General features: G+C 57.3%; 15 protein-coding genes. 6 read left to right on the top strand and 9 right to left on the bottom strand.

Going from position 1 to position 12208, the window contains the following annotated elements; all coding sequences use genetic code 11:
• Window positions 1-4 precede the first annotated feature (4 nt).
• Window positions 5-472 carry a recombination regulator RecX gene (gene recX, locus AC3ZVB_RS15160; protein ID WP_162439101.1) on the top strand — a complete coding sequence of 156 codons (468 nt, stop codon included), beginning with the start codon at window positions 5-7 and terminating at the stop codon, window positions 470-472.
• A gap of 42 nt (window positions 473-514) precedes the next feature.
• On the opposite strand, the gene AC3ZVB_RS15165 is transcribed toward recX, so the two are convergent.
• Window positions 515-1633 carry an LOG family protein gene (locus AC3ZVB_RS15165; protein ID WP_194691215.1) on the bottom strand — a complete coding sequence of 373 codons (1119 nt, stop codon included), beginning with the start codon at window positions 1631-1633 and terminating at the stop codon, window positions 515-517.
• Between the two features lie 366 nt (window positions 1634-1999).
• Between AC3ZVB_RS15165 and AC3ZVB_RS15170 the strand changes: the two genes are divergently transcribed.
• A complete protein-coding gene (locus AC3ZVB_RS15170) occupies window positions 2000-2194 on the top strand; it encodes a hypothetical protein (RefSeq protein ID WP_490146998.1) in 195 nt (64 codons plus the stop codon).
• On the opposite strand, the gene AC3ZVB_RS15175 is transcribed toward AC3ZVB_RS15170, so the two are convergent.
• Window positions 2195-2617: a PA3611 family quorum-sensing-regulated virulence factor gene (locus AC3ZVB_RS15175; protein ID WP_194691214.1), complete on the bottom strand. Its 423-nt coding sequence runs from the start codon at window positions 2615-2617 to the stop codon at window positions 2195-2197.
• 186 nt (window positions 2618-2803) lie between these two features.
• Here AC3ZVB_RS15175 and AC3ZVB_RS15180 point away from each other — a divergent pair, with 186 nt between their 5' ends.
• The 3 genes from AC3ZVB_RS15180 (at window position 2804) to AC3ZVB_RS15190 (ending at window position 4844) form a co-directional block, all read left to right on the top strand.
• Window positions 2804-3547, top strand: a complete 744-nt coding sequence (locus AC3ZVB_RS15180; RefSeq protein ID WP_162439097.1) for a tRNA-uridine aminocarboxypropyltransferase — start codon at window positions 2804-2806, stop codon at window positions 3545-3547.
• A 208-nt stretch (window positions 3548-3755) separates the two neighbouring features.
• Window positions 3756-4406 (top strand): response regulator transcription factor ErdR, encoded by a 651-nt coding sequence (erdR, locus tag AC3ZVB_RS15185; protein ID WP_162439096.1) that lies wholly within the window; start codon window positions 3756-3758, stop codon window positions 4404-4406.
• A 75-nt stretch (window positions 4407-4481) separates the two neighbouring features.
• Complete coding sequence (locus tag AC3ZVB_RS15190; protein ID WP_092272298.1) at window positions 4482-4844, top strand: diacylglycerol kinase; 363 nt, start codon at window positions 4482-4484, stop codon at window positions 4842-4844.
• Here AC3ZVB_RS15190 and AC3ZVB_RS15195 read toward each other — a convergent pair.
• Window positions 4841-5767, bottom strand: a complete 927-nt coding sequence (locus tag AC3ZVB_RS15195; RefSeq protein WP_162439095.1) for a LysR family transcriptional regulator — start codon at window positions 5765-5767, stop codon at window positions 4841-4843. The genes AC3ZVB_RS15190 and AC3ZVB_RS15195 overlap by 4 nt on opposite strands.
• Before the next feature lie 122 nt (window positions 5768-5889).
• Between AC3ZVB_RS15195 and fpr the strand changes: the two genes are divergently transcribed.
• The gene (gene fpr / locus AC3ZVB_RS15200; protein WP_008054100.1) at window positions 5890-6669 is read left to right on the top strand and encodes a ferredoxin-NADP reductase; all 780 of its coding nucleotides are present in this window, start codon (window positions 5890-5892) and stop codon (window positions 6667-6669) included.
• 181 nt (window positions 6670-6850) lie between these two features.
• Here the strand turns inward: fpr and tsaA are convergent, their stop codons facing one another.
• The 6 genes from tsaA to rimO all read right to left on the bottom strand — a co-directional run bounded on the left by tsaA (window position 6851) and on the right by rimO (window position 11930).
• Window positions 6851-7549 (bottom strand): tRNA (N6-threonylcarbamoyladenosine(37)-N6)-methyltransferase TrmO, encoded by a 699-nt coding sequence (tsaA, locus tag AC3ZVB_RS15205; RefSeq protein ID WP_490146999.1) that lies wholly within the window; start codon window positions 7547-7549, stop codon window positions 6851-6853.
• An 87-nt stretch (window positions 7550-7636) separates the two neighbouring features.
• Window positions 7637-8407: an SDR family oxidoreductase gene (locus tag AC3ZVB_RS15210; protein WP_490147000.1), complete on the bottom strand. Its 771-nt coding sequence runs from the start codon at window positions 8405-8407 to the stop codon at window positions 7637-7639.
• 156 nt (window positions 8408-8563) lie between these two features.
• A complete protein-coding gene (locus tag AC3ZVB_RS15215; RefSeq protein ID WP_162439092.1) occupies window positions 8564-9034 on the bottom strand; it encodes a YehS family protein in 471 nt (156 codons plus the stop codon).
• A 76-nt stretch (window positions 9035-9110) separates the two neighbouring features.
• Window positions 9111-9821 carry an rRNA pseudouridine synthase gene (locus tag AC3ZVB_RS15220; protein WP_162439091.1) on the bottom strand — a complete coding sequence of 237 codons (711 nt, stop codon included), beginning with the start codon at window positions 9819-9821 and terminating at the stop codon, window positions 9111-9113.
• A 185-nt stretch (window positions 9822-10006) separates the two neighbouring features.
• A complete protein-coding gene (locus AC3ZVB_RS15225; RefSeq protein ID WP_490147001.1) occupies window positions 10007-10480 on the bottom strand; it encodes an acetyltransferase in 474 nt (157 codons plus the stop codon).
• Between the two features lie 112 nt (window positions 10481-10592).
• Window positions 10593-11930: a 30S ribosomal protein S12 methylthiotransferase RimO gene (gene rimO, locus AC3ZVB_RS15230; protein WP_162439089.1), complete on the bottom strand. Its 1338-nt coding sequence runs from the start codon at window positions 11928-11930 to the stop codon at window positions 10593-10595.
• Between the last annotated feature and the right edge of the window lie 278 nt (window positions 11931-12208).

Raw genomic sequence — 12208 nt, forward strand, 5'->3', positions numbered from 1 at the left:
TCTGATGACCGCCGTACTCGATACACTCGTCGCGGTGCGGCGAACTGCAATGGACCTGCTCGCGCGACGCGAGCACGGTCGAGTCGAGCTGACGCGTAAACTGCGTCAGCGCGGCGCTCTCCCTGAAATGATCGACATTGCACTCGACCGTTTGACGGAGGAGGGCTTGTTATCCGAAGCCCGTTACCTCGAAAGTTTCGTTTCCTACCGAGCCCGATCCGGATACGGACCTTTGCGTATTCGAGAAGAGTTGAGTCAGCGCGGCTTGCAACGTACTGATATCGAACTTGCTATACGCGAGAGCGGTATCAGTTGGCAGGCACAGCTGGAAGACACCTGGCGACGCAAGTTCTCCGGGCATTTGCCGATTGATGCGCGAGAACGTGCCAAACAGGGCAGGTTCCTGAGTTATCGCGGATATTCCATGGAAATGATCGGCCGGTTGTTCAGTGGTCGAGCAATGGATGATTAAACTAAATGGCCCGTTATTTCGATAACGGGCCATTTTTTTGTCTCAAATCACCTTGGAAGGCTCACGCGCGCGCTGTTGCGCTTGCGGTTTTGTCTGGGCCCAGTTTTCCGGCAGGTTGATGTAGTCCACCAGTTCCCGCAGACGTCCGTGATCACGTGCATTAAAGGTAAAGGCCAGTCTCGCCAAATGGCTGAACTGTTCTTCGTCGTGTTCTTCGCCACTGTAAACATGCTGATGGAAATGGTCGCTCAGGCACAGGTCGGCAAATGCCTCCTGCATGTGCTCAAGGGCCTGATCGCTGAGTTTATGATTCATGCGAATAACGAACTGGTGCTTGAGCCAGCGGCTGGAGTGGAAGTTGCTGTAGAACTGGTTGATCTGCTCCACCGCCTCTTCAGCGCTGTAAACCAGGCTCACCAGCTTCATGTCCGTGGGCAGAATGTAGCGATTTTCCTCCAGCTGGTGGTGAATGAAATCCAGCGCACCTTGCCAGAATTTACCTCCTGGCGTGTCCAGCAGTATTACTGGCACCAGCGGGCTTTTACCGGTCTGAATCAGCGTCAGCACTTCCAGCGCCTCGTCCAGCGTGCCAAATCCTCCAGGACAAAGAACCAGTGCATTGGCTTCCTTGACGAAGAACAACTTGCGGGTAAAGAAGAAATGGAAGGACAGCAGGTTGGCCGTGCCTTGTACCGTCGGGTTGGCGTGCTGCTCGAAAGGCAGCGTGATATTGAATCCCAGGCTATGTTCCAGGCCGGCACCTTCGTGGGCTGCCGCCATGATGCCGCCGCCAGCACCTGTGATCACCATCATGTCCGAGCGCGCCAATGCTGCACCGAGCTCTCGAGCCAGGCCATAAAGAGGGTGTTCGATTGGCGTTCGGGCAGAGCCGTACACAGTCACTTTGCGTCGACCCTTGAACGGTTCAAGCACTCGGAAGGCATGCTCCAGTTCGCGCAGGGCTTGCAGGGTTATTTTGGCATTCCAGCGATTGTGATCTTCCTGAGCCATACGCAGCACGGTGAGGATCATGTCACGGTAAATCGGTATGTTCGGGCTGTTGGGTGAAACCAGGTTGAGTTGTTCTTCGACCTTGCTGGTGAGGTCGTGGCCGCCTTCTGCAAAATGACGGCTAAGGAGGTCATTCGGTTGGTAAGGCATTCAGCTTCTCCTTGCATACAGGCTGTGTTTTTTTCGATGAATGAAAAAAACCTTCGCAACAAAACGCACAACGGGCTGCTCCTTTTCGGCCCTCAAATATAAAGGTGGATACGTTAAATCTAGTCCCTCGCGATCAGTTGCGCTGAATTGATCATTGCGCTGCAATGTCTTTCCTGGCAACCGCTTATTGAGGATTTGCAAAGTGATTTCACCGCTCGTCTGAACGCGAGCTGAGCGTCCGTTACTCTGATTTACTAAATGACAGAGGTGTCACCAGACTTTTGCGTCCAGAGCAAGACGCTCGGTACAGGCAGTTCAAAGGATTTATCGCGCAATCAACGGCGAAGGGCAGGGAGGCGTCACACGATGGCCAGAGTCATTCTGGAGATCGATACGCAACTGTATCGATTGCTGAAATTATCAGCCGAGACCCATCATCTGAGTCTTGAGGAGGAGTGTTGCCGGCGCCTCGCGGGAGCCGAGCGACAGTCACGGTATCTGCAGGCACTGGTGGCAGAGCTGCGCGCCGAGGATGAGCAGCGGCGCGAGAACTCGCGTTGATTACTTTTTCTTCTGAGTCGCTTTCGGGCAATCCGATTCCTGGAAGCTGGCGGAGCCGACAGCGCGATTGGTTTTCACCTCGGTAAAGTCGTAGCGCATGACCGCCCCCTTGGCCATCAGCTTGCGGAATCCCGGATTCCGGCAGACAGAGGCGCCCAGCTGGAAGTACACCGCTTTCGGGTCAGATCGCATCTTCTCGGCGTGGCTGCTTTGCACGCTCAAGTGGTTGATCAATACATTGCCTTCAGCGGTATAACCCTGGTCGAGAATATCTTCGTTGATCGCCCGTGGCGTGCCGACGCTGCTTTGAGCGGCAACGTTGCGCAGCTCTCGGTTGAGATTCTGCTCACTCAAAGACGCAGCCTGAGCACTGAAGGACGACGCTAGCAGAATGGCAGCGGTGGGAACGATAAGGCGCAGCATGAAACTCTCCTGGTTCAGTGACTGGTGCTTCGACCCGTCACATGACTGTGCGTTCAGTGGTCGCGAATTATAGGGGAGGTGGTCTGGACGGTACAGGCTTGTGCTGGCAGCTCTGATAAACTGCCGGCATTTATTGCCCCGAGTGCCGTTCGTGTCGAGTTTTCCTGTCTGTCGGTGTTACCCAAGATGAATCATGCCCCCAACGCCGTAGCCCGCTTGCGCGACCAACGTGAGGAGGAGGGTATCAAGCCGATTCAGGCGCGCGGCTGGAGGGCGCCGCGCTGCCGTGCCTGTCGTGTCATAGAGAGTCACTGCCTGTGCGCGTGGCGTCCGCAAGTCGACGCCCGCTCCGGCGTGTGCCTGATCATGACCAACAAGGAGGTGTTCAAACCAAGCAACACCGGTTGGCTGATCGCCGATGTGATACGCGATAACCACGCCTTCATCTGGTCTCGGACCGAAGTCGATCAGCAGCTCCTGTCATTGTTGTCTGACCCCCAATGGCAGCCGTATCTGGTGTTTCCCGGCGAGTATGTCGAACCTGAGCGCGTGACTAACAGTGTTGACGTCGATAGCACCAAACGGCCGCTGTTCATCTTGCTGGATGCCACCTGGACCGAAGCCAGGAAGATTTTCCGCAAGAGCCCGTATTTCGATCGGCTGCCAATCCTGAGTCTGCTGCCGGAAAAGCTTTCTCGCTACCGGCTACGGCGCTCCACTCGCAGCGAACATTTATGCACCGCCGAAGTGGCGGCCCTGTGTCTGGATCTTGCGGGCGATACCGACGCTGCGTCAGCGCTGGACGCTTATTTTGACGTGTTCAGCCAGCATTACCTCGATGCAAAACATCAGCTGGACATGAACGTTTCAACACCGGCTCACGCCGAGCTCATGCCTTATGTGCAGAGCACTGCGCCGGTGATGTGCTGAGCTTCGCCCATACTGCAACGAACGGGACGGCCATGAAACTTGACCACCCCGTCTTCGCTGGGCATGCTTGGCGCCGATTAGGGCGCGGCCAAAGTTTGATACGCCGTTTTCTTACGTGAAGAACCACGTTATTGGTGTTGAACGTGCCCTGTTGGTGCCGCTCCGTGGCGGCACCTCGAGTTGTTTGAAAAACAGGATCATTTGAAAAATGGCCACATACGAAATCCTGATTGCCGATGACCACCCTCTTTTCCGCAGCGCGCTGCATCAAGCGTTGACCCTGGGCCTTGGCCCGGATGTCCGCCTGGTGGAAGTGGCGAGTATCGCCGAGCTGGAAACCCGCCTGGACGAAAAATCTGACTGGGATCTGGTGTTGCTGGACCTGAACATGCCCGGTGCCTATGGTTTTTCCGGGTTAGTGCTGTTGCGTGGTCAGTACCCGCAAATTCCCGTGGTCATGGTGTCGGCCCAGGAAGAAGCCTCGATCATGGTCAAGTCCCGTGAATTCGGCGCCAGCGGTTTTATTCCCAAGTCCAGTGACTTGAGCGTCATTCAAAAAGCCGTGAAGGCTGTGTTGGATGGCGACGTATTCTGGCCCCCTCAAGCCTTCGAAGCCGTCAGTGTTTCTGATGAAGCCAAGGCCGCGAGTGAAGGGCTGGCAAGTCTGACACCCCAGCAGTTCCGGGTGTTGACGATGGTCTGTGAAGGGTTGCTCAATAAGCAGATTGCGTACGAGTTAAGTGTGTCGGAAGCGACCATCAAGGCTCACGTCACCGCCATCTTCCGTAAGCTCAATGTGCGGACCAGGACCCAGGCCGCGCTGCTCTTGCAACAACTTGAGTCAATTTCGAGTCACTAAAGCGCGCATGTTCACGCTTTTTTGACTTCGCTTGATCTAGCTTTCCCACTTCTTTTTGGTTCAGTTGACTACTTTATGTCTCCTTTCAAAGGCCAGACCGGCCTAAAACGCATCCTTAATGCTTCAGGCTATTCACTGGACGGCTTGCGCGCTGCCTTCACTGGCGAGGCGGCTTTTCGTCAGCTCGTGTTGCTCAACGTCGTGCTCATCCCCTTGTCGTTCTTCTTGAACGTGAGCCGCGTCGAACAGGCGCTGCTGATTGCCGTGTGCCTGCTGGCACTGATTGTCGAGCTGCTCAATTCCGCGGTGGAAGCGGCCATTGACCGTATCTCCCTCGAATTGCACCCGCTGTCCAAGAACGCCAAGGACATGGGCAGCGCCGCTCAGTTTGTGGCGTTGACCATGATCGCTTTGGTGTGGGCAGTCATTCTGCTTTAAGCGATGTTGGGCAGGACGATCTCGTCGCTGCGCTGAACCCCGGCGGTGAAGGCGCGGCACAGATCAAGAAACTCGCGCATCGCTGACGTCTGGTATTTCTGCTTGTGCCAGATGAAATAGAACTGCCGCGCCAGGTCCAGGTCCGGTGTTTCGACCGGTACCAGGCTGCCACGCCTGAAAGCATCGCGCAGCGCCAGCCGCGAAATACAGCCAATCCCCAAACCGGATTCCACAGCGCGTTTGATCGCCTCCGTGTGCTCAAGCTCCAGGCGAATGTTCAGCGCGCTGCGATGATGGCGCATGGCTTGGTCAAAGGTCAGGCGCGTGCCAGAGCCTTGTTCGCGCAAAATCCACGCCTCGTGGGACAGTTCTTCCATGGTCGCCGTGCCTTTTACGGCCAAGGGATGCTGCGGTGCGCAAAACACCACCAACTCATCCTCGACCCAGCTTTGCACTTCGATGTCCGGATGGCTGCAGTCGCCTTCGATTAGACCCAGATCAATTTCATAGTGAGCGACTTGTTGCACGATATTGGCAGTGTTCTGCACGTGCAGCTTCACCTGGCTTTCCGGATGGCGCTGCATGAAGCTGCCGATCAGCAAAGTTGCCAGGTAATTACCGATGGTGAGTGTCGCGCCAACTGCCAGTGAGCCAAAACCTGACTTGCCATTAAGCAGGTCTTCGATCTCTTTGGCCTGATCGAGCAGCGCCACCGCTTGGGGCAATAGCTGTTTACCCAGGGCATTGAGGCTCAGCCGTTTGCCGGCTCGGTCGAACAGCTGGCAGCTACACTGACGCTCTAGCTCGGTGATTGAGGTGCTCGCCGCCGATTGCGAAAGGTTAAGCAGGCCCGCAGCACGGGACACGCTCTCCTGCTGGGCGACAGCGACGAATACTTGAAGTTGACGGAGAGTAAATCGCATATCGATATAACCGATAACCCTTATCTTAATAATCCATTTAACAGATATTGTCGCTGCGATTAGAATGCGATGCAATTGCGCACCTCGTCGGCGCAGGCAAAATCTCCAGGAGTCCCCCGTACATGAGCAACATGAACCACGAGCGTGTCCTCAGTGTTCATCACTGGAACGACACTCTGTTCAGCTTCAAGTGCACCCGCGATCCGGGCCTGCGCTTCGAGAACGGTCAGTTCGTGATGATCGGCCTGCAACAGCCCAATGGCCGCCCGCTTATGCGCGCTTACTCGATTGCCAGCCCGAACTGGGAAGAGCATCTCGAGTTTTTCAGCATCAAGGTGCCTGATGGTCCGCTGACTTCCCAGTTGCAGCATCTGAAGGAAGGCGACGAGATCATCATCAGCAAAAAGCCTACGGGCACGCTGGTGCTGGACGACTTGAAGCCTGGCAAGCACTTGTACCTGCTCAGCACCGGTACCGGTCTGGCGCCTTTCATGAGCGTCATCCAGGACCCGGAAACCTACGAGCGTTTCGAAAAAGTGATCCTGTGCCACGGCGTGCGTTACGTCAACGAAGTCGCTTACCGCGAATTCATCACCGAGCACTTGCCGCAGAACGAGTTCTTCGGCGATGCACTGCGTGACAAGTTGATCTACTACCCAACCGTGACCCGTGAGCCGTTCGAGAACGAAGGTCGTCTGACTGACCTGATGCGTAGCGGCAAGCTGTTCAGCGACATCGGTCTGCCACCGATCAACCCGCAGGACGACCGTGCCATGCTGTGCGGCAGCCCGAGCATGCTTGATGAGACCAGCGAAGTGTTGAACAGCTTCGGCCTGAAAGTCTCGCCGCGGATGCGCGAGCCGGGTGATTACCTGATCGAGCGCGCGTTCGTCGAGAAGTGACCTAGGTCACCTGTAGGAGCGAGCTTGCTCGCGATGGTCGTGAACGATGACGCGTGAAGCCAGAATGAATGCGTTGACTTGGTGTTTTTCGCGAGCAAGCTCGCTCCTACAATAGATGTGTAGCGCAAAGAAAAGCCCGCATGGCCTGAGATGGTCATGCGGGCTTTTTCGTTTCTGGCGATCAGGCTTTGGCGGGAATGACTTCCAGGACGCGGATGATCCCTGATTCGGGGTAATGCCACCGCACATCCACATCCCAGAACTGCGCGCCATACTCCCGCTCAGGAACAGGCGTCTGATACGCCGGCCGTGGATCCTGCGCCAAACATTGCTCAACCAGCTGGACCAATGGCTCTTCCAGCCGCTGAGCATGCCCGTGAGCCTGTTTCAGTGCCGAGTCCGTCCACTGCACGGGAATCAATTGGGGGGCGTCACTGGCAATGCTGTTGGAGGCTGTGTCGATGATGTCGGCGTAGGGTACGTACGGTTTGATATCGAGAATCGGTGTGCCGTCCAGCAGGTCGATGCCGGAGATGAACAGTCGATTGGCTTCGACCTTGTCGAGTTTCACCACGGATTGACCGATGCCATTGGGCCGATGCGTCGCGCGGGTGGCGAACACGCCCATGGACTTGTTGCCGCCAAGACGGGGCGGGCGGACTTTCAGCCTGGGTTTTTCTTCCAGCGCCCGATGGAACAGGAACAGCAGCCAGACGTGGCTGACCTGCTCCAGTCCCTGCACGGCGTCCCCCTGATCGAACGGTGCCACCAGTTCCAGCACGCCGCGAGCGGCCGGGGCCAGTTGTGGCTGACGCGGGATGGCGAACTTTTCCTTGAAGCAGGAGCGCACGAAGCCGATGGGGGAAACGCTGTAGGTCATGATGAGGGTCGAAGCGGGATGAGGGGGGGCATGATAACCCGATCGACCTCAGGATCGGGGCTGACTGTCAGCCCGCCATCGCTGATCTCAGAGACTGAACCCACCATCCAACGGAATAATATTCCCGGTCATGTACGCCCCAGCTGTACTCGCCAGGCTGATAGCCAACGCCGCCATCTCTTCCTCGCGTCCCCAGCGCTTCATCGGAATCAACGCCGTGTCTTGCGCCAGAGCCTGCTCGTCATCGCCAATGTGCTGCGTCATCTTGCTCGGAAAGCGTCCCGGTGCGATGACGTTGACGTTGATGTACTGACTCACCAGTTCCCGCGCCAAAATTCGCGACAGTTGATGCAAAGCCGCTTTACTGGGGCCGTAGGCATAGGCCTGCTCGCCAAAGGATGAGATCCCCGCGACTGAACCGATATTGATGATTCGCGCCGGGTTCGCGGCTGAGCCGGCCTTTTTCAAGAGCGGCAGGAACTGCTGAATGCAATTGAACACGGAGGTCACGTTGAGCTGCATGACCTTTTCCCAGCCCTTCACGGGGTAACTCTCAAGCGGTGCGCCCCAAGTAGTGCCTGCGTTGTTCACCAGAATATCGAGGTGAGTGATGTGCTCACCCAGGCGCGTCGCCAGCTGCAGAACACCTTCTTCGGTGGCGAGATTGGCTGCCATCCCGTGGCATTGGCCGAAGGCACTTAATTCCTCGGCGGTCTGCAGGCACGCCTCGGCATCCCGTGCGCAGACGTACACCGTCGCACCCGCTTCGACATAAGCCTTGGCGATCATTTTGCCGATACCGCGGGTGCCACCGGTCACCAGAGCGGTGCGGCCTTGCAGGGAAAAGTAGGGATGCATGGCGAGTCCTGAGAGCTGAGGGTCAATACACCCTAGTCGTCAGCCGCTGAAAGCGGAGCCACTATTTTTGCGAGGAATGGGGAAGCATTTCGGTTAAGCCCTGAAACGCCACCGCCTCTGTAGGAGCCGGCGTGCGCTCCTACAGTTGGCAGACTATTACTGCGGGCGAACGCGCAGGGTCAGGCCCTTGAGGAAATTGCGCAGCAACTGGTCACCGCAGGTACGGTAGTTGGTGTGGCCGAACTTGCGGAACAGCGCGCTCAACTCAGGCTTGGACACCGGGAACTCGGCGGCCTTGAGGATGGCGTGCATGTCGTCTTCCTTCAGTTCGAAGGCTACGCGCAGTTTCTTCAGGATGACGTTGTTGGTGACCGGCACTTCGATCGGCTGCGGTGGACGGCTGTCGTCCTTGCCGCGCTTGAAGATCACCAGCCCGTCTAGGAAGTGCGCCATGACTTCGTCCGGGCAGCGTACGAAGCCTTCTTCGTCTTCCTCTTTCTTATCGAGATAGGTCAACAGGTCTTCCAGGGACACGTCCATGCCGCCGAGCTTGATGATCTCGATGACTTTCTTGTCGCTGATGTCGAGCATGTAGCGCACGCTGCGCAGTACGTCGTTGTGAATCATGGTGTGCAATCCTGATATTCAGCAGTGGGCGCCGCATAAGCAGCGGCGCCGAAAATGTGTGGCGGCGAGAGAAGTCTTAGAACTTCTCTTTGCCGGACAGGTAGCGCCATTGCCCCACGGGCACTTTGCCGATGGACACGCCGCCAATACGGATTCGACGAATGGCGACGACCTTCAGGCCGACGGCCTGGCAGAACAGGGCGATCACGCCCGGTTGTGGATTCTTCATGGCGAAACGCAGGCGGTTCTCGTTCTGCCAGCTGGCTTTCACCGCCGGCAGCTCCTTGCCCTTGTAGGTCAGGCCGTGGTTCAGGCGGTTGAGGCCGTGAGCGACCATCTCGCCTTCCACCTCGACCACATACTCCTGCTCGATCTTGGCGGCGTCCGCTGTGAGCTTGCGCAGGATCTTCCAGTCCTGGGTGAACACCAGAAGACCGCTGGCATTGGCCTGCAGATCGGTACTGGCGGTCAGGCGCAGGAAGTGACCCTTGAGCGGCCGCTTGCTGAAGCGGTGTTCTTCGCTCAGGGTTTCAGCGCTGATGGTCGCCATGGCCGTTTCCGCATCCATGCCTGCCGCAACGTTGAACAAGATCGTCACCGGCTCTGGCGCGGTGGCCTTGGCTTCTGGATCGAGTTCGACTTTCTGGGTGTCGACCTTGAACTGTGGCTCGTCAATGACCTCGCCATCCACGGTGACCCAGCCGCCCTCGATGAACAGCTCAGCCTCCCGACGGGAACAGCCGACGAGTTCGATGAGGCGTTTGGAGAGACGAATCGGGTCAGTCATGACAGGGCCGTAACAAAAAAGGGGTGGGCATTGTACCTGCTGGGCGCCGGTTAATCCCGGCTCCATTTACTGTAGGTGCTTTTAATGTGGGAGCTGGCTTGCCGGCGATGCAAGCGACACGGTTGTCTGTTGGACCGAGTTGATGCTATCGCCGGCGAGCCAGCTCCCACAGTGTTCAAGGTTAATTAGCCATTTCGCGTTATTTGTTGCGTCTGGCGCAGCCGCATATGCAACAAGGGATAAGGCTGGCCCATGCCGTCATGCTCTGAGCGACCAATCACCTCAAAGCCCTGTTTGAAGTAGAACCCCAATGCCTGCGGATTCTGTTCGTTGACGTCCAGTTCATCGGCATTCAGATGTTCCATGGCATAGTGCAGCAGTTGTTTTCCCAGACCCTGGCCACGGTGCGCCGGGTCGATAAAGAGCATTTCGATCTTGCCTGCCGCGACACCGGCGAACCCGGTGATGCGCTGGCGTGAGTCGGTGGTGCAGATCAGCATGACCGCATCCAGATAGCGGGTCAGCACCAGGTTCTTCAGCAGTTCGATGTAGCTGTCCGGGAGAAAGTCATGGGTCGCTCGCACCGAGGCTTCCCAGACTTGCACGAGTTCATCGTAATCACTGTGTTTCGGTGTGTGGATAACCGAATGGTGGCGCATGGCCCAATGCCCCTTGCGAAGTGAATGAAAAGAATCCTTTCGTTACAAAACGATAGACGTAAAAAAGCCCCGCATCTCGTCAAGAAAGCAGGGCTTTTTATATTTTTTGCGTTTAGATCTGTTCAGCCCACAAGTCGTACTCGTCGGCGTCGGTCACTTTGCACCAGACCTTGTCGCCCGGCTTGAGGTTACTGCCGTTGTCGATGAACACGTTACCGTCGATTTCCGGGGCGTCGAAGAAGCAGCGACCCACGGCGCCTTGCTCATCGACTTCATCGACCAGCACTTCGATTTCACGGCCAACGCGCATTTGCAGGCGAGCCGAGCTGATGGCCTGCTGGTGGGCCATGAAGCGGTCCCAACGGTCTTGCTTGACGTCGTCCGGCACGATCGCCGCGTCCAGCAAGTTGGCCGGTGCGCCTTCGACCGGCGAGTACTGGAAGCAGCCAACGCGATCGAGCTGGGCTTCGGTCAGCCAGTTCAGGAGGTATTGGAAGTCTTCCTCGGTTTCGCCCGGGAAGCCGACGATGAAGGTCGAACGGATGATCAGGTCCGGGCAGATCTCGCGCCAGTTCTTGATGCGCGCCAGGGTCTTGTCTTCGAAGGCCGGGCGTTTCATGGCTTTCAGGACTTTCGGGCTGGCGTGCTGGAACGGGATGTCCAGATACGGCAGGATCTTCCCGGCCGCCATCAACGGGATCAGCTCGTCCACATGCGGGTACGGATAAACGTAGTGCAGACGCACCCAGACACCGAGGGTGCTGAGGGCCTCGCACAGTTCGGTCATGCGGGTCTTGACCGGCGCGCCGTTCCAGAAACCGGTTCGGTACTTCACGTCGACGCCGTAGGCACTGGTGTCCTGGGAGATCACCAGCAGCTCTTTGACGCCGGCCTTGACCAGACGCTGGGCCTCGTCGAGCACATCACCCACCGGACGGCTGACCAGTTTGCCGCGCATTGACGGGATGATGCAGAAGCTGCAGCTGTGGTTGCAGCCTTCGGAAATCTTCAGGTAGGCGTAGTGGCGCGGGGTCAGCTTGATGCCTTGAGGTGGCACCAGGTCGATCAGCGGGTTGTGATCCTGGCGCGGTGGCACGGCGTCGTGCACGGCATTGACCACCTGCTCGTACTGCTGCGGACCGGTAACGGCCAGCACGCTTGGGTGCACGTTGCGGATGGCGCCTTCTTCGACACCCATGCAGCCGGTCACGATGACCTTGCCGTTTTCCTTGATCGCTTCACCGATCACTTCCAGGGATTCAGCCTTGGCCGAGTCGATGAAACCGCAGGTGTTGACCACCACGACGTCGGCGTCCTGATAAGTGGACACAACGTCATAACCTTCCATGCGCAGCTGGGTAAGGATGCGCTCGGAATCGACCAGTGCTTTGGGGCAACCCAGGGATACGAAGCCAACCTTTGGATTGGCCGGCGCAGGAGTGGTGGACATGTCTAACCTCGGTATTTGTGACGCCTCCAGCCGGGAACGGCAAGGCGACTGACGGGCGCTTTATCGCGCCTCTGATCAAAAAGTGCGCAATTCTAGCGATGGCGGGCGCACTTGACCAGCTTTATGGAGGGAAATACGACGAGTGCTGCGCTATGCTTCGCGCCGTTACGCTTTACCGAATTTTTATAGTCAATAAAACGTCTGTAACCGTAAGTAAATCAGCGCATGCTGCGTGGCAAAGCATAGTGCTTCTTCCAAAGAAGCCCGGTCTGGGTAGT

The sequence above is a fragment of the Pseudomonas sp. MDV22-iso1 genome, assembly GCF_058145095.1.